The following is a 24552-nucleotide window of genomic DNA, read 5'->3' as shown; positions in this document are numbered from 1 at the left end:
GCCTTTTCTGAAACCGTGTATCGAAATTAGTTCGATGCAACAGCTGCGCCGACCAGAACCAGCAGCAGCAGCGGCAGCAGGATGCCGCTGGAAGAACCCTGAGCTTCTTCAACGATGACCGGCGGTTCAACGACCGGCTCGGACAGGTTGCCAGCAGTGGCAGTCGAAGCAGCAGCGGTCAGCGCAGCAGCGATAACGAGTTTTTTCATGTTAACCTCCAGAATTTGCGCGGATCAAACAACTGAACCACGCACCCAAGACTTACCTCGTAATTTTTTCTAACCAGCAAAGACGCGGGATTGCAATTGCTTGTTATAGTTAACAGCTTAGCGCCGGCTCAAGTGTCGTCAAATAAGCAACACCTGCGTGCCGACTTTGGTCAGGCTAAACAAATCGGCGATATGTTCATTGTACAGCCCGATGCATCCGTTGGAAGATTTGCGGCCGATCTTGCGGGTATCGTGGGTTCCGTGGATGCGGTAGTACTTCCAGCTCAGATACAGAGCATGAGAACCCAGGGGATTGTCCGGACCAGGCGGAATGAAGGCGGGCCACTCCGGGTTTCGCTTGCGCATATTGGGGGTCGGCGCCCAGCTCGGCCCTTCGACCTTGCGCACAATCTGGGTACGGCCGCGACGGGTCAGATCATCTGACAAAGGCACGGAAGAGGGGAACAGCTTATAGACGCTTTCATCCTCAGACCAGTAATGCAAAGCCCGGCTGTCAATATCCACCAGGATCGCTCCCCTGCGCAGATTGTCGAAATACGGCCGCCAGGACTTGGCGCGGAAGGCGGAAATATTACGCTTGACCGGGGGCTCCGGTTCCGGAGGCGGGCGCAGCGGGTCATAGGTTTGCTGCACTGCGTCATCATCGTCTTGCGCCATAGCCGGCGTGGAGATCAGGGCAGCACCTCCGGCAAGGAATTGCCGCCTGCTGAAACTTTCAAATGGGTTCCGGGACATAACTCTTTCCAACTTGCGCAATCTGGGTCTAGGGTCGCGCCATTCTATGGCTGGAAAGCCGCAGTCGCAAATCAATCCGGCCAGCATGTCTGCATATTTCTGCCGGTCCGTTTGCACCTCTGCCACAGGAAGGATAAATCCATCCGCAACTGACGGAGCGAGAGAGCAAAATGAATCGTGTTTTTCTGCTGATGGCCGCGGCAATTCTGACCGTCGTTGCGGCCTGTACGCCCGCAACGGAATCGGGCAGCACGTACCGCATCAGGAATGCCGACAAAGTGCAGATCCGGATGCTTGATTCCGTCAATGCCCTGCGTCAGGCCTCTGGTGCGCAAGCCGTTCAATTGAATGCAGAATTAACTGCTGCTGCGGCCACCCATTCGCGCGACATGTCGGTTCAGAACAGGCCCTGGCATTTCGGCTCGGACGGCTCCTCGCCGCTCGACCGGGTTGCACGGGCTGGGTTTACAGGCACGCTGCTTGGAGAAAACATCTCTGAAACTTATGAGAACGAGCAGCAGACCCTGTCTGCCTGGCTGGAGCAGCCAGCAACCCGCGCCGTGATTCTGGACCCCAAAGCCACGAATATGGGCTTTTCCTGGTTTCAGGAGCCGAATGGCAAAATCTGGTGGACTTTGGTGATGGGCAGCTGAGCCAAAAGGCGCAGCTTCCTTCCCAGCATCCCGGCCATGCCAGCTCAGAATTGAGCCTGGCAGCCAGTGCAGCGCATTCTCACGGCCGCAATGCGATCGCGGTACCATCTTGCACCATCGCATAAATCTCTTCGATTTCCTCGTTGGTCACGGCGATGCATCCCGCCGTCCAGTCATCGACCCGGGCTGCCCGCTTGCGTTCTTTGGAATTGTTCGGCTGCCCATGGATGAATATCTCACCGCCCGGACGCTTACCCTGCGCCCGGGCATGAGCCCTGTCTTGGGCATTCGGATAAGAAATCCCAACTGACAGATGGTAGCGGCTGTTGGGATTGCGGCGGTCAATTAGGTAAGTCCCTTCAGGGGTCTTTCCATCCCCTTCAAACTGCTTGTGGCCAAGCGGTGCGAAGCCAAGGTCAACTTTGTACTCACGCAAAATGTCTTCGTTGTGCATGAGGTAAAGTTTGCGCGCGCCCTTGTTGATCACAATCGATGTGACCTTGGGCCCGTCATAGGCCTGAAATCTGCTTACTGCGCCGCCAGTGGTACTGCAGCCTGCCAATGCTATGCTAGCAGCAGCGCCCAGTCCAAATGCCCGTCTGTCCATCTTTGAGCCTGTATTTTCTTTTTTACCTCTATTCTGGCCATAGCGCGAAACGGGAATTAAGAAAAATCACATTTTCCTGTCCGGCCCGCCCAATCCGGAAATCTTCTGCTCTATCGCCTCCAGCCGGCTCAGAACTTCGTCCCTGTAGGCATCGGTGCGCTCTCCTTCCTCTTCGCCATGTGCATCCTGCATGGAGTTGACGATCAAGCCGACCAGCAAGTTCACCACAGCAAAAGTTGTCACCATGATGAAGGGCACAAAGAATGCCCAAGCGTATGGATGGACTTCCATCACCGGACGAACAATGCCCATCGACCAGCTTTCCAGTGTCATAATCTGGAAGAGCGAATAGGCACTGAGGCCCAAATCACCAAACCATTCCGGAAAATCCTGGCCGAACAGTTTGGTGGAAATCACGGCTCCGATGTAAAAAATGATCGCCATCAGAAGAAAGACCGAGCCCATTCCCGGCAGTGCGGTGATGAAACCCTCAACCACCCGGCGCAAACGGGGCGCAACCGAAATCACCCGCAATACCCGCAGAATACGTAATGCCCGCAGCACTGACAGCCCTTGTGTTCCGGGCGCCAGTGCGATCCCGACGATCACAAAGTCAAAGACATTCCAGCCGCTCAGAAAGAACCGCATACGGCGCACAAACAGTTTGGCCAGAATCTCAACCACAAAAATCGACAAGCAGGCATAATCGATCAAGTGGATCAGCCCGCCAGCCTTTGCCATGGCAGAGGGAGACGTCTCCAATCCCAAAGTGACTGCATTGATTAGAATGACAGCAGTAATGAAGCGGCCAAAAAGCTCACTGTCCAGAATAGCGGCCAGGCGGCGGGTAGGTGTCATCGCTTGGATATCCGTCATTTCAGTCTTTCAAAACAAATCGTGCAGCCAGTTCGGTATGGGCGGACCAACGGAACTGGTCAACAACCTGAACCCACTCAAGGCTGTAGCCGGCCGAAACCAGAGATTTGGCGTCGCGGGCAAAGCTGACCGGGTTGCAAGAGACATAGGCAATCACCGGTGTGCACGCCTTGGCCAGCTGTGCGGTCTGCGCCTCGGCGCCGGCCCGCGGCGGGTCGATCACCGCAGCATCAAAAGCCGCGCCAAAGGGGTTCAGATCTTCAGGCAGCAGCGGGTTGCGGAAAAGGTCGCGGGCCTCAGTGGTGACTTTCTTCAGTCTCTGCGCCTTGCGCCAGCCGGCATCCAGCGCGTCAACCATCTCGCGTTCGCCCTCCACCGCATGCACCTCAGCATACTGCGCCAAAGGCAGCGAGAAAGTGCCGCAGCCAGCAAACAGATCGACAATCCGCCTGGCGCCCTTGGTGATTTCCAGTACAGCAGCCAGCAGTGCCTTCTCGCCCTCGCGTGTTGCCTGCAAGAAAGCCCCTGGCGGCGGGCAGACACCGGCCGCGCCAAAGGGCTGCACCGGCGGCTGTTCCATCGCGACCAGCTCGTCATCCCAGGTCAGCCGGGCAATCCTGTGTTTCTCTGCCAGCTGCGCCAGTTCGATGCGCAAGGGCCCATCCAGCGGCTTGCCGTTCCTGACCAGCATGTCCAACCCGGCCTCGGAGGTAGTGACGGTCACTGCCAGCGGAGTCTTGCGGCTGGCACCGGACAACGCCAGCGCCTCGGCCACCGGAATTGCCGCCATCAAAGCAGGCTCCAGCAGCTGGCAATCGGGAATTTCGGTGATCACATCCGACGCCTGGCCGTGAAACCCGGCCATCGCGCCCTTCTTGGTGCGCCGCACTGCCAGCGTTGCGCGGCGGCGGGAGCGCGGCGGCGAGGTGTGGATGGGGCGGAAATCGGTTTCCAGCCCCTGCGCCGTCAGCGCGTTGCGCACCACTTCCGTCTTCCACGCTGCCACAAAGGCATCGCTAGCGTGCTGCAGCTGGCAGCCGCCGCAGGATTTGTAATGGCGGCAGGGGGGCTGCACCCGGTGCTCCGACGGGGTCTCGATCCGGATACCGGTCAGGCGGCTGCCTTCGGCAATGCCGGAGACGGTCTCCCCCGGCAAAGTACGCGGGGCAAACAGGGGGCCATCGGCCACGCCATCGCCCTGATGGCCCAGCCGGCTGATCGTTGCTGTGGTTCTGGCTGCGTCAGTCATGGCCGCTCCATAGCGCGGCATATGGTTCAGCAAAAGCAAAATGCGCGGGGAAGTTTATTCAGCCGCTTCTGCTGCGTCGTCATCGGTACAGATAAAGCCACCAGACTGGCGCGCCCAGAATTGCGCATAGAGCCCGCCTAGGGCCAGCAGTTCCTCATGGCTGCCGCTTTCGGCCACGCAGCCTTTCTCCATCACGATAATCCGGTCCATTTCGCTGAGCGTCGACAGCCGGTGGGCAATTGCCAGCACCGTTTTTCCCTCCATCACCCGATGCAAGGCGGCTTGGATCGCGGCCTCCACCTCGGAATCCAGCGCCGAGGTTGCCTCATCCAGAACCAGGATCGGCGCATCCTTGACGATGGCGCGGGCCAGGGCAATCCGCTGCCGCTGACCGCCCGAGAGCTTTACACCGCGTTCACCCAGATAGGCATCATAACCCTGGCGCCCCTGCCCGTCTTCCAGTTCGGTGATGAATTCATGCGCTTCGGCCTTTTCCGCCGCGGCGATCAGTTCTTCTTCAGAAGCGTCCGGCCGTCCATAGAGAATGTTCTCCCGCGCCGAGCGGTTGAACATCGCTGTTTCCTGGGTGACCATGCCGATCCGGCTGCGCAACGAGTTCTGAGTGACCTCGGAAATATCCTGGCCATCAATCCGGATCTGCCCTTTTTCCCCGTCATAAAGCCTTAGCAGAAGCGAAACGAGCGTCGATTTCCCGGCGCCGGATGCCCCCACGATGCCAAGCTTTTCGCCCGGCTGGATTGTCAGGCTGATGCCCTGCACCCCGCCCACGTCGCGGCCATAGGCAAACTCCACCTGGTCAAAGACAATGCCCCCCTCGCTAACCTGCAACGCCGTGGCATCCGGAACGTCCTCCACGCGGTCACGCACCGAAAGGGTCTTCATCCCGTTTTCGATCTCACCCACGTTGGAATATATCGCCATCAGCGTAAAGCTGACCCAGCCGGTCATCTGGGCAATGCGGATCGAGACCGCGCCGGCAGCCACGATGTCGCCTTCGGTGGCGGTGCCGGACTGCCACAGGAACAAGGTCGCACCGATCAGCAACACCGGCAGAATGCCGGCAAGGCACATCAGACAAAATCGGAAGCTGGCCGAGAGATAGCCGAAATGCAGCGACTTTTCCCGGAAGGCGACCATAGCGTCCTGGGCGGTGCGTTCCTCATGCTCCGCATGGGCAAACAGCTTGACCGTCTTGATGTTAGTGATCGAATCGACCACTTGGCCGGTTACCATCGCACGCGCACCAGCTCGCGCACCGGACCGTTTGCGCACGCGCGGCAAGAACCAGCGGATCAGGGCGAAATAGCCGATCAGCCAAGCCAGAAACACCCCGGTGATGCGCCAGTCAATAGAGCCTAACAAGACCAATGAACCTGCAAGCGATGCCAGGGCAAAGGCCACGACGTTAATCATCTCAGTAGTGACAGAGGTCACCGCCGTTGCCGTCTGCATCTGCTTTTGCGCGATCCGTCCGGCGAAGTCATCGTCAAAGAACCGCACCGACTGACCCAGCGTCCAACGGTTCAGCCGCGACAGCACCAGCGGGTTCACATTGGGCTGAACCACGACGGCATTTGATGCAGCAGACAAACCAAACAGCACCGGGCGCACAAACAGGAAGAAGCCCAGCGCCAGCGCAATCACAGCGACGTTGCCTGCGGAAAAGAACTGCTCGGGTCCGCTAGCGATCGCGGTGTCGATCACCATGCCGAGGATAAAGGCAGTGCCCGCCTCCATCCCGCCGGCCAGCGCTGAAAACGCAGCCGCGATGAACAGCATCGGCCAGGCTCCGGACAGGCACCAGCGCAGGAAGGCCCCCAACCGCTGCGGTGGCGGGCCCTCGGCCGGGCGGAAGGCGTCGATCAAATTGCCTATGTTCATTCTGCTGCCTCGACATTCAGGAAACCGCCGGACTGGCGCGCCCAGAGCTGTGCATACAGCCCCTGCGCCTGCAATAGCGCCTCATGCGAGCCTTCTTCAACTATACGGCCCTGATCCATCACCAGGATACGGTCCATCTGCGCGATGGTGGACAGCCTATGTGCAATCGCGATCACCGTCTTGCCCTGCATCATGCCATAAAGGGTCTCCTGAATGGCAGCTTCCACCTCAGAGTCCAGCGCCGAGGTTGCCTCATCCAGGACCAGAATCGGCGCATCCTTCAAGATAACCCGTGCAAGCGTAACCCGCTGGCGCTGGCCGCCGGACAGTTTCACCCCACGCTCGCCCACATGGGCGTCATATCCCTTGCGCCCCTGCGGGTCCTCCAGATCCAGGATGAAGTCATGCGCCTGGGCCTGTTTGGCGGCGGCGATCATCTGCGCCTCGGTGGCATTGGGTCGGCCATACAGCAGGTTGTCCCGCACCGAGCGGTGCATCAGCGCGCTGTCCTGCTGCACCATTCCGATCCGGCTGCGCAAGGAGTCCTGCGTTACCGCGCGGATGTCCTGGCCGTCGATCAGGATCTGGCCGCTTTCGGCGTCATAGAACCGCAACAGCAACTTCACCAAGGTCGACTTGCCGGCACCTGAGCGCCCAATCAGACCGATTTTCTCCCCCGGGCGGATAGTCATGCTGATCTTGTCCAAACCACCAGCCGTGCGCCCGTAGTGGTGCGAAAGATTGCGCAGTTCGATCTCTCCCTGAACCAGCCGCAGCGGGTCAGCATTGGCGGCATCCACCAAGTCGATAGGCTGAGCGATGGTTTCCATGCCCTCGGCCACCACACCCAACTGGCGGAAGAAGGAGGTCAGCGCCCACATAATCCAGCCGGTCATCGCGTTCAGCCGCAAGGTCAGCGCCGTTGCAGCCGCAACCAATCCAACCGACGCCGTGCCCTGCATCCACAGCATCACCGCCCAGCCGACCACACCGACAATCAGCAGCCCGTTCAGCGTGACCAATGCCGCATCCATAACGGTGAAAATCCGCATCTCTGCCTGGAAGGTCTTACGGGTGTTCTCGATCGCATCGCGGGCATAGGTCAACTCGTGGTCGTGATGCGCAAACATCTTGACCGAATGGATGTTGGAATAGCTGTCGACCACCCGCCCCGTCACGGTGGAGCGCGCATCCGAGGACGCCTGGCTGGCCGGCCCCACCCGCTTGACCGTCCACATCACCAGCAAAGCGTAAAGGCCGAACCAGATCGCCAGCGGCAGCATCAAACGCACATCGGCGACCCACAACAGCACTGCCGCACCCACCAGATAAGCCAGCGAAAAAGTAATCGCGTCGAAGACCTGAAAGATCACCTCCCCCGCCGCAGGCGGGGTCTGCATGATGCGGTTGGCGATGCGGCCGGCAAAATCGTTTTCGAACCAGCCGACCGACTGGCGCAGCACGTGCTTGTGCGCGCGCCAGCGGATCAGCGTGCCATAGTTCGGCAGGATTGCGTTGTTCAGCAGAACCACGTCCAGGAACTGGATCAGCGGCCGCAACAGCAGGATGAACAAGGCCACCAGGATCAGCTCGGTCCCGTAGTCCTCCCAAACCTGCTCCGGCGTGCCGGACATGATGTCCACCACCCGGCCCATGTAGTAGATCAGCCCGACCTCGATCGCGGCGACAATCACCGACATCAGCGCAGTCAGGACAAAGACGGTTTTAAACGGCTTGGAATAATCGCGCAGAAACGGCCACAGCCGCGTCGGCGGCGTGTCGGTCTCGGGGTAGGCGCAATAAGGGTCAATGAGGTTTTCAAAGAAGCGAAACATGCGGGTGCTCCAGGCGTTCGAGCATTATTTTGGAATACAGATGAAGACAGCGGGCCGCCCAAGGCTCCCACGTCAAACGGGGCAAGGTCTCAGGCGTTAGAGAAACCAGATCCCGTAATACATCAGCATTCCTCCCGTCATGTGGTGGCTGACCTAGGCTTAAGCAAGATATTTTGCTTTGTCACCCCCTTACGGTTGTGACGCTGCTGACAGGGTGTGTCAGCGGAGAGAGGCCAGCAGCGTTTCCCGGCTCAAAGTGAAGCCCGAAGCGATCCAATCAGCTTCAAGCTTTTTCAAGGCCGCGCCCAGCGCAGGACCTTTGAAATCCGGCAGAAGATCACGGGCCTTCACCGGAAAGGCGGCATCTGCACCCAGTGCAATACCAGTCTCTAAATTGGGCAATACAGGCTGCTCCAGCAAAGCAGCCCGCAGCAGCAGCGCATCCAATGCCTGTTCTGCGCCCAGCCTGTAGCCCAGCTCCCCCGCTCCGGACGTGCCTGCTGCGGCTTCGCGGATGGCCTTCAAATGGGACGTCTGCGCCTTGCTGAGCCGCAACGCCTCCTGCAGCCCCTCTCCGCCCAGCGCCGCTAGGCGGCGGATACCGGACGCCGTCCGGTCCCCTTCCAGATGAACCAGCGGTGCCAAGGCACGGTCATCCGCGCCCGGCAGGACTTGTGCCAATACACCCGCTTGCCGCATTGCTGCAACCGAAGGCGCGGGATCCGGCGCAGCCAGAAGTTTCAACAGCTCGGCGCCGACGCGCTCCTTGGACAGTGTCGCCAGCCCATCCAGGTTTGAGGCGATTGCTGCCAAAGCATCCGCATCAAATCCTGCGGCAGGATCGCCATACCAGGAATGGAAGCGGAAATACCGCAAAGACCGCAGGTAATCCTCACGGATGCGGTTCTCCGCGGTGCCGATAAATCGCACCCGGCGCGCCTGCAGGTCTGCCATCCCGCCCAGCGGGTCCACCACCTCGCCATCCGGGCGCGCGTAAATCGCGTTCATGGTGAAGTCGCGGCGGCGTGCGTCCTCAGTAATATCTTTCGAAAACGCCACCACGGCGCGGCGGCCATCAGTCGCCACATCCTTGCGGAAGGTGGTGATCTCGTGCGGGATGCCGTTTTTCACCAGCGTCACGGTGCCATGGTCGATGCCGGTCGGGACCGCCTTTATCCCGGCCCGCGCCGCCAGCTCTATAACCTGCTCTGGCAGGGCATCGGTGGCGATGTCCATGTCCGAGACCGGCTCCCCCAGCAGCGCATTGCGCACGCATCCGCCGACAAACAGCACCTGCGCGCCATCCGCATTCACAGCCTTGCAAACCGCTTGGGTCGCCGGGTCCTTCAGCCAGGGCTGATCTATCCGCATTATTTCTCCATCCGCGCCGCCAGCCCGCGCAGCATCCGCGCGGTGGCACCCCATATATAGTAAGGGCCATAGGGTACGGTATAATAGCGGCGGCGGGTGGCGCGCCAGCGCCGGGATTCGATAATGTAGTTTTCCGGCTCCAGCACATGCGATAGCGGAACCGAAAAGACCTCCGCCACTTCGCCTGCTTCCGGGCGCGCCATGAACGCTTCCTGGATCAGCGCAACAACCGGGGTGACGGAAAAACCGGTCACCGTTTCATGCTCCGGCAGGCAGCCAATGATCTGCGGCAGGTCCTGCGGCAGGCCGATTTCCTCCCAGGCCTCGCGCAGCGCGGCAGCGCGGGCGTCCGCATCGCCGGCGTCCACCTTGCCGCCGGGAAAGGCGATCTGGCCGGGGTGGTGTTTCAGCGCAGAAGAGCGTTTGGTCAGGATCAGCCGCGGCGCGCCTGACGCCAGGGAGACCGGCACCAATACCCCGGCGGGCCGCAGCTTGCGGCCCTCCGGCAGCACAGTGCCCGGGTTGAGGTCAAAATCGGAAGAACAGCCGCCCGGTTTGCCCAGCGCGGCGGCAAGTCTTTCGGTGAGATCCTGGGAGGTCTCACTCACTGGGCGGATTTTCCGCATCAAACCCGAGCGAGGACGGGTCCAGATCGTAATGCGCACCGCAGAACTGGCAGTCGGCGGTCACCCGTCCATCGTCGGTGGTCATCTTCTCGATGTCCTTGGACGAGTAAATCGACAGGCTTTGGCGCACCCGGTCTTCTGAGCAGGTGCAGCCGAACCGGACCGGCTGGAAGTCATAGACCCGCGGTTGTTCCTCGTGAAACAATCGGATCAGCAGATCAGTCGGGGTGACTGAGGGGCCGATCAGTTCCAGTGCTTCCACCGTGTTCAGCAGCATGGTGGCACGGTTCCAATTCTCTTCCTCGTCGCCGGAAACCAGATCGCTGGCCTGCAGGACCTCGCCGGACCCTTCGCCCTGGGCGGCAAAAGGCGACGCCTTGGGCATGCTCTGCAGCATGACACCGCCGGCGCGCCAATGCTCGGCCACGCCGGGTTCGGCAGATTTGCCAAAGCTCAGCTTGAACATGGTCGGCAGCTGCTCGGACTGGGCAAAATAGGCCTCGGCACAGGCGCTCAGCGAACCGCCGGCCAGCGGCGTGATGCCTTGGTACGGCTGGGTCCCGTTGCCCTGGTCGATCAGGATTGCGAAATAGCCCTCGCCCACCTGCTCGAACGGGTCGCCATCGGTCAGCCGGTCGCGGTCAAAACTGGCATAGGCACGGATCTGGCCAATCTCACCTTCCTTCTGCGGCGCATAGTAATCAGTTGCGATCATCCGCACCGCGCCTTTGGACTGCACCTGCAGCGACAGTTTCCAGCGCAGCGAGATGGTCTGACCAATAAGCGCCGTCAGCAGCGCCATCTCGGCGACCAGCGCCTCGACCACTGGCGGGTAGTCATGCTGTTTGAGGATACCATCCAGCACGCCGTCCAGCCGCGCCACGCGGCCGCGCATGTCGGATGCATCAAGCTGGAAGGGCAGGACGGTGTCGTCCCACGCGATTTTCGAACCAATGGTCATGGGGTTTCCTTACGCGCCGGGGATTGGCATACCGGGGCTATATAGGAGAAACGGCAGCAGAGTGAAGAGGCAGGCCCGTGATCAGACGATTTGGCGAGACACCTCAGAAAGGCCAGGCCTACCACAGACGCCCTGGCGCCTATGCGCTGCTGCCGCGGGACGGCAAGCTGCTGGTCACCTGCCAGTATGATCCGGATCCCGATTTGCAATTGCCCGGCGGCGGCATTGATCCGGGCAAATCACCCATTCCTGCCCTGCACCGCGAGGTTTACGAGGAAACCGGCTGGAAGATCTCCACGCCGCGCAAACTGGGCGTGTTCCGGCGATTTGCTTATATGCCGGAATACGACCTATGGGCCGAAAAGCTGTGCCACATCTATGTCGCCAGACCCCTGCGCCGGCAAGGCCCGCCGCTGGAAGAAGGGCATGAGGCGCTGTGGATGGCCCCGCAGGATGCAGCTGTCCGGCTGGGCAATGCCGGCGACCGCCATTTCGCCGCATTGCTGGCCGCACGTATCTGATGCGTCTTTCAACTGTCTCAAAAACACAAAAGCCCAGCCGCAGCCGGGGTATGTCTGTCGAGGTGCTGCTTGGAATACTCAGGGGCCCTGATACTCGAACAAGGTGGCTGAAACGTCGTCTTCAAGGCCGTGTTCCTTGCTCATCACCTGGGTTAGATGCCAATACAGATCGTCCAGGAATTCCTTGCCATTCTGCTCCGGGCCGCATTTCTTAACAAGATCGAGCAAGCCCTCGGGTTCGAGCATCGAACCGTTTTCCAGGCGGGCCTCGGTAAAGCCGTCAGAAAACAGCAGCAGACGGTCACCCTTTTCCATGATGAACTCTTCCTGGCTGTACCCGATGTCAGGGACCAGGCCCACGGGCACACCACCCTGGCCAATGAATTCCAAATCCCCGTTCTTGCGCATCAGCAGGGGGTGCGGATGGCCGGCCTGCACCATCTTGATGACCCCGCTCCGCAGATCCGCGATGCAATAGGCCATGGTGAAATATTCCTCGATCCCGGTATCGGCAATCAGCCTGGCATTCAGAAGGCTCGCTACTTCCTCGGGCTGGCGCAGGGCATAGAAGCGGTTAAAGCGTTTCTCCATGCCGACGTTCTGATCAAAATAATTCGAAGACAAGTAACCGCCCAAACGCGCTGTCATCATCGCTGAGGTGATGCCATGGCCTGAAACGTCGATCGAGTAAAAGCCGATTCGGTTCACACCGGGGGAGAACATACCGACCAAATCGCCGCCGATGTGACCACAGGGTTTCAGCAGAAGGCTGACGGTGGAAGAGCCAAAATCCTTCGACAGTTCCGGCACCAGCGATTCCTGAATCTTGCGGGCCTGGATCAGGTCCTTGTCGATCGCATCATAAACCCGCTGCAGTTCCCCCAGCGTCTCGGAGACAATGCGGTTTTTCTCGGACAATTCCCGCTGCATCCGCAAAATCCGCTCGCCCGCCGAAATTCGCGCGCGCAGTTCGTCCGAGCTCACCGGTTTGGTGAGAAAATCATCGGCACCGGCGTCAAGTCCTTCGGCAACTTCGTTTTTTTCGCTCTTGGAGGTCAGCAGGATGAAATAGGCATAATCTTCGCTGGAACGGTTTCGGAAGGCACGGCAGAACTCCAAACCGTTCATGCCCGGCATCATCCAGTCGCTGAGGATCAGGTCCGGGGTTTCCGCCTCACAGATCTCCATCGCCGCCTCGCCGCTCTCGGCCTCGACAACCTCGAATCCCCATTTTTTGAGGGAAGCCACAAGGATGCGTCTTTGCAGTCGGCTGTCGTCGACAACCAGCACACGGCGTATTGATCCGGCCACTGTGTGGTCCTCGTTGTCCATCGAACTTTCTGGCAGCACCGAAGGCACCTCACAAATGGCAAAATCAGACGATCTTGTGATACTATCGGTCCAGAGATTTAACAGGCGGTGAAACCTAAAATTTGAGCTTCCCCCTTTATTTCACTATATTTTTACTGCAATCAACTTAAGAAATTGCACAAGGCGACTGACCGTAGGGACTTTGAGACATGATTGACTGGCCGCGTGTGACAGAACTGCGTGAGGAAGTTGGCGCCGAAGACTTTGAGGAGGTTGTTGAAATCTTCCTCGAAGAGGTTGAGGAGGTCATTGGCAAGCTGGAGAGCGGCGACCGGGCTCAGCTCGAGCAGGATCTGCATTTCCTGAAAGGCAGTGCACTCAACCTAGGCTTCTCAGAATTTTCCTCACTTTGCCTGGATGGCGAACGCAAGTCCTCGCAGGGCGAAGCAGAGAGTGTTGATATCCCGGCGATCGTTGCCAAGTTTCAGGATTCCAAGACCGCTTTTCTTACCGGGCTTGCTGAACGTTTCTGACAGATCTGCTCTATCAGATCACAAACTGCGCCAGGGTTTCATCCTGGGTAATATCTGTGAATGTCATTCCTGCTGCCTCAAGCCTCTCAAACAGCAGTTCAAAATTTTCAGGCCGCTTGGTTTCAATCCCGATCAGAACCGAGCCGAAATTGCGGGCAGACTTCTTCATGTATTCAAAACGTGCAATGTCGTCCTCCGGCCCCAGAATGCCCAGGAATTCCTTGAGCGCGCCTGGGCGCTGCGGCAGGCGCAGGATGAAATACTTCTTCACCCCCGAATAGCGCTGCGCCCGTTCCTTGACCTCTGGCAGGCGTTCAAAATCGAAATTTCCGCCTGAGGTGACACAAACCACAGTCTTGCCGCGGATCCAGGAGCGCACATCCTGCAATGCCTCGACCGACAGCGCGCCGGCCGGCTCCAGCACGATACCCTCGACGTTCAGCATCTCAATGATGGTGGCGCAGATCCGGTCTTCGGAAATCGACAGCACATCCGGCAGGGGCGCGTCTTTCAGGATGCCGAAAGGCCGGCTGCCAATCCGGCCAACTGCTGCGCCATCACAAAAAGTATCGACATGCTCCAGCGCCACCGGTTTACCGGCAGCAAGCGCCGCGCGCAGGCAGGCGCCGCCGGAAGGTTCCACAAACAGGCTGTGCACCTCATCCCCGAACCAGGAAGCAACTCCCGACGACATGCCGCCGCCGCCCACTGGCAGGATGACATGATCCGGCGCTTTGCCCAGTTGCGCTTCGATCTCCACCGCGATGGAGGCCTGGCCTTCGATCACATCCGCGTCGTCAAAGGGTGACAGGAAATGCCCGCCTTCCTGCGCGCACCATTCCTGCGCCGCCGCCAGGCAGATGTCGAAGTAGTCGCCAACCAGATGGATCTCGATGTTCTCGCCACCAAACATCCGGGTCTTCTGAATCTTCTGCTGCGGCGTGGTGACCGGCATGAAGATCACCCCGCGCTTTCCCATGTGGCGGCACATGAAGGCCACACCCTGCGCGTGATTGCCGGCCGAGGCACAGACAAACAGCTCCTGATCCGGCTGCTTGCGCATCGCGTTCAGCGCGCCGCGAATCTTGTAGGAGCGGACCGGGCTCAGGTCCTCGCGCTTCAGATAGATGTCGGCGCCGAAACGCTCGGACAGATGCACATTGCGTTGAAGCGGCGTGGGCGGAAACACATCGCGCATCGCCGCCTCGGCCTTGCGGGCCTGGGTCTTGAAATCGCTCATGCCACCTTCAGTGGCGCAAGCCCGCCCCCAAGGCAAGGGGCGGGCGGAAAGCATACATAAGAATACCGGGAGTTTAGATCGGACGGTCTTCGACAAAATGGCCATAGAACGTGGTGAGAACACTGACGCTCAGCAAAGACATGACCAGAAAGGCAACCGCAGAAAAGACAAACCCAAGAGGAGCAAACACTGCAACCGACAAGCCAGAAACGAACTGCAGCAAAAGCTGCAGCACCCCCAACAGGAGGAGCACAACAAAGATTGTGCCGGAGGACCCGGACGTCGCTTTCCAGGACTCACGCAGCAAAAGCGGACGGCCAATGGCCACAGCGGGCAAAACCGGGAGCAAACGGTACATCGCTATCAGAACAAAAATTGAGTACCCAGCGATCAATAGAAGCATGGGCACCAGTCCTCCCGGCCCCATCGCCGCGATAAGCCCGTTAACGAGGAGCAACATTGGGAGATAAAGCACAACCACAAGAAACCCGATGAGCAACATGTGCCCGAAGTAGGACAAAATCCGGTCTCCCTTGAAAGCAGGAAGCCAGCTTGTTGGATACTCTTCCAACAGAATGAACCGATGCCATGCCACAAAAATCCAAAACTGAACCGCTGCGAAAATCAGCGTGGCGGCAATAAAGGAGAGCCCAAGCTTGCCGGATTGCAATGCATCCGACAGAGCCTTCTCATCCCAGAACATTGTGATCGACTGCCCCGTTGAGCTGAGCGCAGCATAAATGAGAACTACACCGATCAAGGCAGGCACAAAGGCAATTCTAACCGCCCATTCGAAGTTCCTAAGTACCATGCGCACTGAGTGCGCAAAAATTGACCAGCCTTTCATACGTGCGTGCTCCAATAGATCGTTCTGTTTTTCCGCGCACGTTATGCGTGCCCGGCGGATTAGAAAACCCCGGATAACCTTGCCCTTCCGGGCAAAACCCGCTACGCCGCAGGCGTTCTGACCTGAGAGGGAATTCCATGTCCGCGCCCAAGAAAGTTGTGCTCGCCTATTCCGGCGGCCTCGACACCTCGATCATCCTGAAATGGCTGCAGACCGAATACGGCTGCGAAGTTGTCACCTTCACTGCCGACCTCGGCCAGGGTGAAGAGCTGGAGCCCGCCCGCAAGAAAGCGGAAATGCTGGGCATCAAGCCGGAGAACATCTTCATCGAAGATGTGCGCGAGGAATTTGTCCGCGACTTCGTCTTCCCGATGTTCCGCGCCAACGCGGTTTACGAGGGCCTCTACCTGCTGGGCACCTCCATCGCCCGCCCGCTGATCTCCAAGCGCCTGGTTGAGATCGCCGAAGCCACCGGCGCCGACGCGGTATCCCATGGCGCCACCGGCAAAGGCAACGATCAGGTCCGTTTCGAACTGGCAGCTTATGCGCTGAACCCCGACATCAAGGTGATCGCGCCCTGGCGCGAGTGGGACCTGTCCTCCCGCACCAAGCTGCTGGAGTTCGCCGAGTTGCATCAGATCCCGATCGCCAAGGACAAGCGCGGCGAGGCCCCCTTCTCGGTCGACGCAAACCTGCTGCACACCTCCTCCGAAGGCAAAGTTCTGGAAGACCCGGCGGAAATGGCGCCCGACTATGTCTACCAGCGCACCGTGCACCCGGAAGAAGCACCCGACACCCCGGAATTTATCGAGATCATCTTCGAAAAGGGCGATCCGGTTGCCATAAACGGCGAAGCGATGTCGCCGGCCACCATTCTGACCGCACTGAACGAATACGGCCGCAAGCACGGTATCGGCCGCCTCGACCTGGTCGAAGGCCGTTTCGTCGGCATGAAATCCCGCGGCATCTACGAGACGCCGGGTGGTACCATCATGCTGGAAGCCCACCGCGGTATCGAATCCATCACCATGGACCGCGGCGCGATGCATTTGAAAGATCAGCTGATGCCCCAGTATGCCGAGCTGATCTACAATGGCTTCTGGTACTCGCCGGAGCGCGAAATGCTGCAGGCTGCTATCGACGCAAGCCAGACCCATGTTTCGGGTACCGTGCGCGTGAAACTCTATAAGGGCTCGGTGAACACCGTTGGCCGCTGGTCCGAGAACTCGCTTTATTCCGAGGCGCATGTGACCTTTGAAGAAGACGCCGGCGCCTACGACCAAAAGGACGCTGCAGGCTTCATTCAGCTGAACGCCCTGCGTCTCAAACTTCTGGCCGCCCGCGAGCGCCGCACCAAGAAATGAGCGGTTTCGACGACATAGATGGCGATTTCGAGGACGATTTCGCGGAAGAGCTGGATATGTTCGTCGAAGCTCAGGACACCGTATGGGCGGATGTCCTGAGTGAACTCTCTGCAGGACAAAAGACGAGCCACTGGATGTGGTTCGTCTTTCCCCAGCTGGCCGAGCTCGGCCGTTCCCATATGGCGCAGCTTTACGGGATCGAAGATCTCGCAGAAGCCACCGCCTATCTGAATCACGAAAAACTGCGCGCCCGCCTGGTCGAAGTCAGCCGGCTGATGCTGACACATCAGGGCTTGGACGCCGCGCGGATCCTCGGCGATACCGACGCCAAGAAACTGCGCTCCTCAATGACATTGTTCGCTGCGGTACCCGATGCGCCCGGGGAGTTTCAGCAGGTGCTCAGCACATTCTATGGCGGCCAGCCCTGCCCGCTGACCAAAGACGCGCTTGCCGCCGGGTAACACCCAGCCCTCCCCTTTGGTCAACATTGCCGGAGAGCCCTCTACTGCCTAACCCTTTTCCCAGCATGGGAGTAAGACATGGCATTGGACGATACTGCCGCACTCATCCGAAACGGTTTGACCGGCAAAAGCTTTGACGGTTCCCTCAAATTCGACTGCGGTGCGGACGGTGTCATTGTCCTGGCAAACGGAAACGCCAGCACCACAGACCAGAACACCGACTGCACCTTGCGGCTGTCAGCCGATAGCCTGACCAAATTGCTGACAGGCAAGCTCAACCCGATGACAGCTGTGATGACGGGCAAGATCAAGATCTCAGGCGACATGGGCGTTGCCATGAAACTCAGCAAGCTGATCTCCTGAGCCTCTTCTTCTAGCCCCAAATATCCTGGGGTGAGCGCCGCAGGCACGAGGGGCAAAGCCCCTCCTGCCTCAGATCTTAGCCGCTTTCATCTGCTCATAATAGGGCATGGCCGCCTCAAGAACCGGCTGCAGCTCTTCCGGAACCTCCGGCAGCGGCCCTTCCGCTCCGGCAAACCCTGTAGAGTTCCAGACCGCCTCGTACCAATGCGGTGCCCATACGCCATCGTCTTTGTGTCCGCCTGTTGGCCAACTCAGCATCTTCGGCGAGAACGGCATGCCGATGGCATTGCAAAGATGCTCCAGCTTTGCGGCTGGGTTCTCGCGAATGTCGTGGCTGTCGATCACAGCCGGTGTCTGGCCCCAGCTGCTGACAAGATCAAACAGCTCCGCCTGCTGACGGAAGCCGATGTCCTCCAGCGCCGGGTTCTCCCGCTTCGCAGAATAAGAGGCAATTACCCGGGCCGGATGCCGGATCAGGAAGACATTGATCACTTCCCTCATCCAGTCCCGCGTCACGCCCGCGATCATGTGGTGGGTCATATGCTTCTGATAATAAACAGGTTTGGCGCCCGGAACCGGCCCCAATAGCGCCTTGGCGACGGTTTTTGGATCCTGCGGCTGGCTATCCAGAATCTCCGTCCGCATCGGATGATCCAATCCTGTCATTGCCAAATAAGCAGCATAGAACGGTTCATCCACCACCGAACAATCGCCGCGGTTGCCAAAGGCATACATCATTGCCGTCGACAAATTCCGCGGACCGGACCACATAGCAATCCGCATCAGACGCACTCCTGTTCAATGAGGTCCTTGTAGAGGCCCCGAATACGCTCGGTCACCGGTCCCATGCCGCCGCTGCCGATCTGACGCCCGTCGATGTCCCCCACCGGGGTTTGCGCCCCGAAAGTGCCCGTCAGAAAAGCTTCATCCGCGCCATAAGTGTCCACCAGAGAATAGTTCCGCTCGTGGACCGGAATGCCGTTTGCCCGGCACAGATCGATCACCTTTTGCCGGGTGATGCCGTTCATGCAATAGTCCCCGGTCGAGGTCCAAACCTCTCCCTTGCGTACAATGAAGAAATTGCAGGCATTGGTGGTGTTCACAAAGCCATTCACGTCCAGCATCAACGCCTCATCCGCGCCGGCCTTCTCAGCCGCCACACAAGCGATGATGCAATTCAGCTTGGAATGCGAGTTGAGCTTTGGGTCCTGGGTCATCGGCAGCCCGCGGATATGCGGCACGGTTGCCAGTTTGATCGGCCGCGGCAGATTGGGGCGCGAATGCTCCATGATGATCGCTATGGTCGGCCCCTGCCGCGACAACGACGGGTGCTGAAAGGGCCGGGTTTTGACGCCTCGCGTGACCATCAGCCGGGCGTGGGCATCCGTGGTCATCCCATTGGCTTTCTGTGTTTCTAATACAGCCTTTTTGACGCCTTCCCGGTCCAAACCGATATCCAAGTCTATCGCCTTGGCCGCTTCAAACAGACGGTCCAGATGCTCGTCGATAAATGCCCAGGTTCCGTTGTAAAGACGCAGCCCCTCCCAGACACCATCGCCCAGCATGAAGCCGCTGTCATAAACGCTTATCTTGGCCTCAGCCTTGGGAACGACTTTGCCATTAAGATAGATCAGGATCTCCTCGTTCCGGTGATCTTCCTCTGCTTGGTGCGTACTCATCTTTTCGGTCATGAAATCCTCCTGCTGGCGGCACGTTAGTAAGATTGGATCCAATTTCCAAGCAGTAACTTGCTGTCACCTGTCTGTGAAATGCGGCTCCGGCGGGTTGAGGGGACGTGAACCAGCCGGCAGGGTGGCATTAAAGCAGGATGGAGACAGAGATGCGTGTTCTCGAAAGACTGAAACCCATAGCCCTGATAGGGCTGATTGCTATCGGCACCGTTGCGCAAACCAACCCGCTGCAGGCGCAATCAACCGAAGTGCTCACTGTTGCAGGTGGCTGCTTCTGGTGCGTAGAGAGCGATTTCGAAAGCGTGCCCGGAGTGATTGAAGCCGTCTCGGGCTATACCGGCGGCAAGCTGGAGAACCCGACCTACAAGGACGTGACCCGCGGTGGAACCGGCCATTATGAGGCGGTGCAGATCACCTTTGACCCGGTGAAGGTATCGAGGGATCGGCTGCTGGAGCTGTTCTTCCGCTCGGTCGATCCCACAGATGCCGGCGGCCAGTTCTGCGACCGGGGTGAAAGTTACCGGACAGCGGTATTTGTCTCTAACCTTACGGAAAAGACCCTTGCAGAACAGGTAAGGGCCGAAGCGCAAGAGGCCCTGGGGCAAGAAATCGTGACGCCAGTCCTGCAGGCGGGAACCTTCTACGAGGCGGAAGACTATCACCAGGATTATTACAAGGGAGAGAGCCTGGTGTTCACCCGCTTTGGCCCAAAACGGCAGGCGGCCGCCTACAAGCGCTACCGCCAGGCCTGCGGCCGCGACGCCCGGGTGGCGCAATTGTGGGGGGATGCCGCCCCCTTTGCCAAAGGGCATTAAGGCAGGGCGCTGCCCCCTTGGCCTGACGGCCAATTCCCCCGGAGTATTTTGAACCAGAAAGAAGCAGGCCGTCCGGTATCAGAACCTGGCGGCCTGGACTTCGTTTAGATGGGGAATGACATCTGCAGTGCCATGGCGCGTTACCATCAGCGCCGCAGCGCGGCTGGCATTTTCCATTGCCTCCGCCATTTCCAGTCCCTGATCCAAACCGGCCAGCACGTAGCCGGTGAACGTGTCGCCGGCACCTGTTGTATCCACCGCGGTGACCGGCTGGGCCGGCACGTCGCGCACAGTGCCAGTCTCTCCATCAACATGCCGGGCGCCCTTGGCGCCGAGCGTGATGATCACGTCCTTGACGCCAATTGCCCCCGGCGCTTTGCCCGTCGCAGCCTGAAGCTGGCGGGCTTCGACCTCATTCAGAATCAGGAAATCGAGATGACGCAGGACCGCCTGCACCGCACCCGCATCAAAGGGTGCAGCTGCGTAGCATACCCGCAATCCAAGCTGCCGGCCCAGTTCCGCAGCCTCCGCCTGCAGGCTGGTTTCATTCTGCATCACCAGGATATCACCTGCCGCGGCTTTGGAGAACGCCTGGATCAGCTGCTCCGCCGCAAGTGCCCGGTTGGCTCCGGGAAACAGGATGATCTGGTTTTCGCCGCCCGGCTCCACCGCAATGATCGCATGGCCTGTGGGGGTTTCCGTTTCAGTGACATGCGCCGTGTCTACACCGTAGCCGGCCAGACGCTCCCGGGCCCAGGCGCCGTCCGGACCAACAGCGCCGATGTGAAACACGCCACTGCCAGCGCGGGCGGCGGCAACCGACATATTGGCCCCCTTGCCGCCCAGAAACCTGTCCAGGCTGGAGGCGGCAAGAGTTTCTCCCGCCGACGGCAAATGCGGCATGGCATAAACCATATCCGCGTTGATCGAGCCCAGATTCCAGATCGCCATGTCAATTCACCCGATGTTACAGGCCGCCAGCACCGCCATGTTGAGGATGTCATTGGTGGTGGAGGTGGTCGAACAGATCTGGATCGGCTTGTCGATGCCCGACAGGATCGGGCCGATCACCGTGGCACCGCCCATCTCCTGCATCAGCTTGACCGAGATCGAGGCTGAGTGGCGGGCCGGCACGATCAGGATATTGGCCGGGCCGGTCAGGCGCTGGAACGGGTAGTAGCGCTGTGCGCGCTCGTTCAGCGCCACATCGACGGTCATCTCACCTTCGTATTCGAAGTCGACACCGCGCTGATCAAGCACGGTGGGGGCGACATGCATCTTTTCCGCCCGTTCCGACACTGGATAGCCGAATGTGGAGAAGCTGACAAAAGCCACCCGCGGCTCAAGCCCCATGTGCCGGGCCACCCCGGCGGCGCGTTCAGCAATGTTGGCCAGGTGGTTTTCGTCCGGCCATTCATGCACCAGCGTGTCGCCGATCAGCACGATCCGGCCCTTGTGCAAAAGCGCGGTGACGCCGGCAACACCGTGAGCCGCATCAGCATCAAACACATGGTTGATCCGTTCCAGAACATGCGCAGACTTGCGGGTCGCCCCGGTCACTAGCCCGTCGCCATGGCCATGCGCCAGCATCAGGCTCGAGAACACATGGCGGTCACGGCCGACCAGGCGGTGGATGTCTTTGTGGTCAAACCCCTTGCGCTGCAGCCGGCTGTAGAGGAAGTCCTTGTAGGTATCGAAATGCGGTGTGTTGGCCGCGTTCACCACCTCCAGCTCGCGCACCGCGTCGCCCAGGCCGGCTTTCTCCAGCTTGGCGCGCACGTCTTCCTGCCGGCCCACCACCAGCGATTTTCCAAAGCCCGAGCGCTGGTACATCACCGCAGCGCGCAGCGCCCGCGGGTCGTCGCCCTCGGCAAAAATCATCCGGGATTGAGCCGAGCGGGCCCGCGCGTTCAGCCCGCGCAGGATCGAGGCGGTCGGGTCCATCCGGGACTTGAGACCGATCTCATAGGCGTCCATGTCGACGATTGGGCGGCGGGCGGCGCCGGTATCCATGCCGGCTTTGGCCACCGCCGGCGGGATCCGGTGGATCAGCCGCGGGTCAAACGGTGTCGGGATGATGTAATCGCGGCCAAAGGACAGCGACTTGCCGTAGGCCAGCGCCACCTCGTCCGGCACGTCCTCACGCGCCAGAGCGGCCAGAGCATGGGCGCAGGCGATCTTCATCTCGTCATTGATGGCGCGGGCGTGAATGTCCAGCGCACCGCGGAACAGGTAAGGAAAGCCCAGCACGTTGTTGACCTGGTTCGGATAGTCCGACCGGCCAGTGGCGACAATAGCATCCACACGCACCTCATGCGCCTCTTCCGGGGTGATTTCCGGATCCGGGTTGGCCATCGCAAAGATCACCGGGTTATCGGCCATCGAGGCGACCATCTCCTGGGTCACCGCCCCCTTGACCGACACGCCGAGGAATACGTCTGCACCGCGCATAGCTTCTTCCAAAGTGCGCAGGTCCGTGCTGATGGCATGGGCCGATTTCCACTGGTTCATGCCCTCGGTGCGGCCTTGGAAGATCACGCCCTTGGTGTCGCAGACGATGCAGTTCTCATGCCGCGCCCCCATCGCCTTCAACAGTTCGATACAGGCGATGCCGGCCGCACCTGCGCCGTTCAGAACGATCTTCACATCCTCGATCTTCTTGCCCGACAGATGCAGCGCGTTGATCAGGCCTGCCGCGCAGATCACCGCAGTGCCGTGCTGGTCATCGTGGAAGACCGGGATGTCCATCTCTTCCTTGAGGCGCTGTTCGATGATGAAACACTCAGGCGCCTTGATGTCTTCCAGATTGATGCCGCCAAAGGTCGGACCCATCAGCTTGACTGCGTCGATGAACTTGTCCGGGTCTTCGGTGTCCAGTTCGATGTCGATCGAGTTCACATCGGCAAAGCGTTTGAAAAGAACAGACTTCCCTTCCATCACCGGTTTTGAGCCCAGCGCGCCCAAATTGCCCAGTCCCAGCACCGCGGTGCCGTTGGAAATCACCGCAACCAGGTTGCCCTTGTTGGTGTAGTCATAGGCGGTTTCCGGATTTTCCGCGATCGCTTCGCAAGGCACGGCTACACCCGGGGAATACGCCAGCGACAGATCCCGCTGCGTGGTCATCGGGACAGTGGCGTTGATCTCCCATTTCCCCGGCGTCGGCTGCAGGTGGAACGCCAGGGCTTCTTCGTTGGTGATCTTTGATTTGGGCATTGAAATTCGTGTCCTCTCCTCGTCGCCGACCGTCTTATCCCAGCCCTCCGCAGCCCTCAATCCGGGGTTTCAAGAATTTGTATAGCCAGAATTGAGATAAATGCGGCTAAAAGACGATAATTACCGTCAAGTTTTCGCCCTAAAGTAGACCGTCAAGCGCTGCAATTTCTTAATAGGTTTTAACCCGCACCTGTCTGCAGGTGGCGCTCAGGCCTGTTCTCACAGGCCTGGAAGGCATGTGTCAGAAAGACATTTGTCCGCCCGGCACACGGGCATGGATCAAAGGAAAATGAGGAATGATAAGCTTCCAGAATAATTCCGGTGCGCTTGTTGCCTTGCAAACTTTGGGCGGTGTCAGTTCACAGCTCAGCGAAGTGCAAGACAGTATTTCGACCGGCCAAAACGTCAGTACTGCCCAGGACAACGCGGCTCTTTGGGCAATATCAGAGCTGATGAACTCCGACATCTCGGGATTGCAGTCGGTGTCGGACTCCTTGTCTCTGGGCGAGGCCACGGTTGCGGTTGCATCAGCCGGGGCTGAACAAATCTCCGACACACTCCAGGAAATGCGGTCGCTGGCAGTTATAGCCGCAAGCGGCACCGGCGATTTCAGCAAATTCGAAAACGCCATGGCGCAGAAAGCCGAACAGATCAATTCGATCATTTCTGCTTCGAGTTTCAACGGGGTAAACCTGCTCAAGACCGATGTCGACGGCTCCGGCGGCTCTGGGCTGACAGTGCCCTCAGCGATTTCCAGCGACGGCAGCCTAAGCACCCTCAGCGTTGACGGAGTGGATTTTGAAGGCAGCCCGCTGTTCGATCTCGGCAGCCGCACTGCCATCACCGACAGCGCCAGCGCCCTGACCGCATTGGGAGAAATCGAAGGCTTTCTTGCCTATGCAATCGAAGGCTCTGCAGCCTTGGGGGCAAGTGCCAATCAACTCGCAGGCCAAGGCGACTATGTCAGCAAGCAGTCGGATGCGCTTACCCGCGGTGTCAGTTCGATGATCGACACCAATATGGAGGAAGCCGCAACCAAGCTGCTGGCGCTGCAAGCACAGCAACAGCTGAGCACGCTGTCGCTCTCTATTGTCAACACGATGCCTGACACTCTGCGCAACCTCTACTGACAGCAGCCTGCCGCCAGA

Annotated in this window: 25 protein-coding genes; 8 read left to right on the top strand and 17 right to left on the bottom strand. The window is 59.4% G+C overall.

The genetic code is table 11. The features are described 5' to 3' along the window. Window positions 1-26 precede the first annotated feature (26 nt). On the bottom strand, window positions 27-209 hold the full coding sequence (locus tag ACXAEK_RS04625) for a hypothetical protein (RefSeq protein ID WP_024092111.1): 183 nt from the start codon (window positions 207-209) through the stop codon (window positions 27-29). A 138-nt stretch (window positions 210-347) separates the two neighbouring features. Further along, on the bottom strand, window positions 348-965 hold the full coding sequence (locus ACXAEK_RS04620; protein ID WP_475040155.1) for a L,D-transpeptidase: 618 nt from the start codon (window positions 963-965) through the stop codon (window positions 348-350). Window positions 966-1135: 170 nt separating this feature from the next. On the opposite strand from ACXAEK_RS04620, the gene dalA reads away from it, so the two are divergent. Further along, a complete protein-coding gene (gene dalA / locus ACXAEK_RS04615; RefSeq protein WP_475040154.1) occupies window positions 1136-1618 on the top strand; it encodes a divisome-associated lipoprotein DalA in 483 nt (160 codons plus the stop codon). Window positions 1619-1697: 79 nt separating this feature from the next. Here the strand turns inward: dalA and ACXAEK_RS04610 are convergent, their stop codons facing one another. From ACXAEK_RS04610 to hslO, 8 genes are all read right to left on the bottom strand, one after another. Beyond that, complete coding sequence (locus ACXAEK_RS04610; RefSeq protein ID WP_475040153.1) at window positions 1698-2225, bottom strand: L,D-transpeptidase family protein; 528 nt, start codon at window positions 2223-2225, stop codon at window positions 1698-1700. 66 nt (window positions 2226-2291) lie between these two features. After that, entirely contained in the window at window positions 2292-3101 is an 810-nt protein-coding gene (locus ACXAEK_RS04605; protein ID WP_475040152.1) for an ion transporter, read from the bottom strand. 1 nt (window position 3102) lies between these two features. Beyond that, window positions 3103-4350: a class I SAM-dependent RNA methyltransferase gene (locus ACXAEK_RS04600; RefSeq protein WP_475040151.1), complete on the bottom strand. Its 1248-nt coding sequence runs from the start codon at window positions 4348-4350 to the stop codon at window positions 3103-3105. A 54-nt stretch (window positions 4351-4404) separates the two neighbouring features. Beyond that, on the bottom strand, window positions 4405-6252 hold the full coding sequence (locus ACXAEK_RS04595) for an ABC transporter ATP-binding protein (protein ID WP_475040150.1): 1848 nt from the start codon (window positions 6250-6252) through the stop codon (window positions 4405-4407). Continuing rightward, the gene (locus ACXAEK_RS04590; protein ID WP_475040149.1) at window positions 6249-8087 is read right to left on the bottom strand and encodes an ABC transporter ATP-binding protein; all 1839 of its coding nucleotides are present in this window, start codon (window positions 8085-8087) and stop codon (window positions 6249-6251) included. Before ACXAEK_RS04590 ends, ACXAEK_RS04595 begins: the two co-directional genes overlap by 4 nt. A gap of 219 nt (window positions 8088-8306) precedes the next feature. Beyond that, entirely contained in the window at window positions 8307-9458 is a 1152-nt protein-coding gene (locus tag ACXAEK_RS04585; RefSeq protein ID WP_475040148.1) for a CCA tRNA nucleotidyltransferase, read from the bottom strand. Then, the gene (locus ACXAEK_RS04580; protein ID WP_475040147.1) at window positions 9458-10084 is read right to left on the bottom strand and encodes a CoA pyrophosphatase; all 627 of its coding nucleotides are present in this window, start codon (window positions 10082-10084) and stop codon (window positions 9458-9460) included. The genes ACXAEK_RS04585 and ACXAEK_RS04580 overlap by 1 nt, the downstream gene beginning before the upstream one ends. Further along, window positions 10059-11045, bottom strand: coding sequence for an Hsp33 family molecular chaperone HslO (gene hslO / locus ACXAEK_RS04575; protein WP_475040146.1), 987 nt, complete (start codon window positions 11043-11045; stop codon window positions 10059-10061). The genes ACXAEK_RS04580 and hslO overlap by 26 nt, the downstream gene beginning before the upstream one ends. A 77-nt stretch (window positions 11046-11122) precedes the next feature. Between hslO and ACXAEK_RS04570 the strand changes: the two genes are divergently transcribed. Then, a complete protein-coding gene (locus tag ACXAEK_RS04570; RefSeq protein ID WP_475040145.1) occupies window positions 11123-11566 on the top strand; it encodes an NUDIX hydrolase in 444 nt (147 codons plus the stop codon). A gap of 78 nt (window positions 11567-11644) precedes the next feature. Here ACXAEK_RS04570 and ACXAEK_RS04565 read toward each other — a convergent pair whose 3' ends face one another. Next, a complete protein-coding gene (locus ACXAEK_RS04565; protein ID WP_475045182.1) occupies window positions 11645-12898 on the bottom strand; it encodes a PP2C family protein-serine/threonine phosphatase in 1254 nt (417 codons plus the stop codon). Window positions 12899-13086: 188 nt separating this feature from the next. On the opposite strand from ACXAEK_RS04565, the gene ACXAEK_RS04560 reads away from it, so the two are divergent. Then, on the top strand, window positions 13087-13410 hold the full coding sequence (locus tag ACXAEK_RS04560) for an Hpt domain-containing protein (RefSeq protein WP_475040144.1): 324 nt from the start codon (window positions 13087-13089) through the stop codon (window positions 13408-13410). 13 nt (window positions 13411-13423) lie between these two features. On the opposite strand, the gene ilvA is transcribed toward ACXAEK_RS04560, so the two are convergent. Then, window positions 13424-14650, bottom strand: a complete 1227-nt coding sequence (gene ilvA, locus ACXAEK_RS04555) for a threonine ammonia-lyase IlvA (RefSeq protein ID WP_475040143.1) — start codon at window positions 14648-14650, stop codon at window positions 13424-13426. Between the two features lie 73 nt (window positions 14651-14723). Next, window positions 14724-15497: a hypothetical protein gene (locus tag ACXAEK_RS04550; protein ID WP_475040142.1), complete on the bottom strand. Its 774-nt coding sequence runs from the start codon at window positions 15495-15497 to the stop codon at window positions 14724-14726. 137 nt (window positions 15498-15634) lie between these two features. Here ACXAEK_RS04550 and ACXAEK_RS04545 point away from each other — a divergent pair, with 137 nt between their 5' ends. The 3 genes from ACXAEK_RS04545 (at window position 15635) to ACXAEK_RS04535 (ending at window position 17685) form a co-directional block, all read left to right on the top strand. Further along, window positions 15635-16861: an argininosuccinate synthase gene (locus ACXAEK_RS04545; protein WP_475040141.1), complete on the top strand. Its 1227-nt coding sequence runs from the start codon at window positions 15635-15637 to the stop codon at window positions 16859-16861. After that, window positions 16858-17322 carry a DUF1810 domain-containing protein gene (locus ACXAEK_RS04540; protein WP_475040140.1) on the top strand — a complete coding sequence of 155 codons (465 nt, stop codon included), beginning with the start codon at window positions 16858-16860 and terminating at the stop codon, window positions 17320-17322. Before ACXAEK_RS04545 ends, ACXAEK_RS04540 begins: the two co-directional genes overlap by 4 nt. A gap of 78 nt (window positions 17323-17400) precedes the next feature. After that, on the top strand, window positions 17401-17685 hold the full coding sequence (locus ACXAEK_RS04535) for an SCP2 sterol-binding domain-containing protein (RefSeq protein ID WP_475040139.1): 285 nt from the start codon (window positions 17401-17403) through the stop codon (window positions 17683-17685). Window positions 17686-17754: 69 nt separating this feature from the next. Here the strand turns inward: ACXAEK_RS04535 and ACXAEK_RS04530 are convergent, their stop codons facing one another. Together ACXAEK_RS04530 and ACXAEK_RS04525 are read right to left on the bottom strand one after the other, a co-directional pair. Next, window positions 17755-18468 (bottom strand): sulfotransferase-like domain-containing protein, encoded by a 714-nt coding sequence (locus tag ACXAEK_RS04530; protein ID WP_475040138.1) that lies wholly within the window; start codon window positions 18466-18468, stop codon window positions 17755-17757. Then, complete coding sequence (locus ACXAEK_RS04525; RefSeq protein ID WP_475040137.1) at window positions 18468-19376, bottom strand: D-amino acid aminotransferase; 909 nt, start codon at window positions 19374-19376, stop codon at window positions 18468-18470. Before ACXAEK_RS04525 ends, ACXAEK_RS04530 begins: the two co-directional genes overlap by 1 nt. A gap of 149 nt (window positions 19377-19525) precedes the next feature. Between ACXAEK_RS04525 and msrA the strand changes: the two genes are divergently transcribed. Continuing rightward, complete coding sequence (msrA, locus tag ACXAEK_RS04520) at window positions 19526-20191, top strand: peptide-methionine (S)-S-oxide reductase MsrA (RefSeq protein ID WP_475040136.1); 666 nt, start codon at window positions 19526-19528, stop codon at window positions 20189-20191. 78 nt (window positions 20192-20269) lie between these two features. On the opposite strand, the gene ACXAEK_RS04515 is transcribed toward msrA, so the two are convergent. Both ACXAEK_RS04515 and ACXAEK_RS04510 read right to left on the bottom strand, forming a co-directional pair. Then, entirely contained in the window at window positions 20270-21142 is an 873-nt protein-coding gene (locus ACXAEK_RS04515) for a ribokinase (protein ID WP_475040135.1), read from the bottom strand. Between the two features lie 6 nt (window positions 21143-21148). Beyond that, entirely contained in the window at window positions 21149-23404 is a 2256-nt protein-coding gene (locus ACXAEK_RS04510) for an NADP-dependent malic enzyme (RefSeq protein ID WP_475040134.1), read from the bottom strand. A gap of 296 nt (window positions 23405-23700) precedes the next feature. Between ACXAEK_RS04510 and ACXAEK_RS04505 the strand changes: the two genes are divergently transcribed. Further along, window positions 23701-24534 (top strand): flagellin, encoded by an 834-nt coding sequence (locus ACXAEK_RS04505; protein WP_475040133.1) that lies wholly within the window; start codon window positions 23701-23703, stop codon window positions 24532-24534. The last annotated feature ends 18 nt before the right edge of the window (window positions 24535-24552 follow it).

The organism is Leisingera sp. ABM4_101 (assembly GCF_056158725.1).
This window is presented reverse-complemented; position numbering and strand designations above follow the sequence as displayed.

Bases quoted from the DNA above. Each gene is read 5' to 3' on its own strand.
- ACXAEK_RS04625 (WP_024092111.1), bottom strand. From the start codon at position 209: ATGAAAAAACTCGTTATCGCTGCTGCGCTGACCGCTGCTGCTTCGACT.
- ACXAEK_RS04620 (WP_475040155.1), bottom strand. From the start codon at position 965: ATGTCCCGGAACCCATTTGAAAGTTTCAGCAGGCGGCAATTCCTTGCC.
- dalA (WP_475040154.1), top strand. From the start codon at position 1,136: ATGAATCGTGTTTTTCTGCTGATGGCCGCGGCAATTCTGACCGTCGTT.
- ACXAEK_RS04610 (WP_475040153.1), bottom strand. From the start codon at position 2,225: ATGGACAGACGGGCATTTGGACTGGGCGCTGCTGCTAGCATAGCATTG.
- ACXAEK_RS04605 (WP_475040152.1), bottom strand. From the start codon at position 3,101: ATGACGGATATCCAAGCGATGACACCTACCCGCCGCCTGGCCGCTATT.
- ACXAEK_RS04600 (WP_475040151.1), bottom strand. From the start codon at position 4,350: ATGACTGACGCAGCCAGAACCACAGCAACGATCAGCCGGCTGGGCCAT.
- ACXAEK_RS04595 (WP_475040150.1), bottom strand. From the start codon at position 6,252: ATGAACATAGGCAATTTGATCGACGCCTTCCGCCCGGCCGAGGGCCCG.
- ACXAEK_RS04590 (WP_475040149.1), bottom strand. From the start codon at position 8,087: ATGTTTCGCTTCTTTGAAAACCTCATTGACCCTTATTGCGCCTACCCC.
- ACXAEK_RS04585 (WP_475040148.1), bottom strand. From the start codon at position 9,458: ATGCGGATAGATCAGCCCTGGCTGAAGGACCCGGCGACCCAAGCGGTT.
- ACXAEK_RS04580 (WP_475040147.1), bottom strand. From the start codon at position 10,084: ATGCGGAAAATCCGCCCAGTGAGTGAGACCTCCCAGGATCTCACCGAA.
- hslO (WP_475040146.1), bottom strand. From the start codon at position 11,045: ATGACCATTGGTTCGAAAATCGCGTGGGACGACACCGTCCTGCCCTTC.
- ACXAEK_RS04565 (WP_475045182.1), bottom strand. From the start codon at position 12,898: ATGGACAACGAGGACCACACAGTGGCCGGATCAATACGCCGTGTGCTG.
- ACXAEK_RS04560 (WP_475040144.1), top strand. From the start codon at position 13,087: ATGATTGACTGGCCGCGTGTGACAGAACTGCGTGAGGAAGTTGGCGCC.
- ilvA (WP_475040143.1), bottom strand. From the start codon at position 14,650: ATGAGCGATTTCAAGACCCAGGCCCGCAAGGCCGAGGCGGCGATGCGC.
- ACXAEK_RS04550 (WP_475040142.1), bottom strand. From the start codon at position 15,497: ATGAAAGGCTGGTCAATTTTTGCGCACTCAGTGCGCATGGTACTTAGG.
- ACXAEK_RS04545 (WP_475040141.1), top strand. From the start codon at position 15,635: ATGTCCGCGCCCAAGAAAGTTGTGCTCGCCTATTCCGGCGGCCTCGAC.
- ACXAEK_RS04540 (WP_475040140.1), top strand. From the start codon at position 16,858: ATGAGCGGTTTCGACGACATAGATGGCGATTTCGAGGACGATTTCGCG.
- ACXAEK_RS04535 (WP_475040139.1), top strand. From the start codon at position 17,401: ATGGCATTGGACGATACTGCCGCACTCATCCGAAACGGTTTGACCGGC.
- ACXAEK_RS04530 (WP_475040138.1), bottom strand. From the start codon at position 18,468: ATGCGGATTGCTATGTGGTCCGGTCCGCGGAATTTGTCGACGGCAATG.
- ACXAEK_RS04525 (WP_475040137.1), bottom strand. From the start codon at position 19,376: ATGACCGAAAAGATGAGTACGCACCAAGCAGAGGAAGATCACCGGAAC.
- msrA (WP_475040136.1), top strand. From the start codon at position 19,526: ATGCGTGTTCTCGAAAGACTGAAACCCATAGCCCTGATAGGGCTGATT.
- ACXAEK_RS04515 (WP_475040135.1), bottom strand. From the start codon at position 21,142: ATGGCGATCTGGAATCTGGGCTCGATCAACGCGGATATGGTTTATGCC.
- ACXAEK_RS04510 (WP_475040134.1), bottom strand. From the start codon at position 23,404: ATGCCCAAATCAAAGATCACCAACGAAGAAGCCCTGGCGTTCCACCTG.
- ACXAEK_RS04505 (WP_475040133.1), top strand. From the start codon at position 23,701: ATGATAAGCTTCCAGAATAATTCCGGTGCGCTTGTTGCCTTGCAAACT.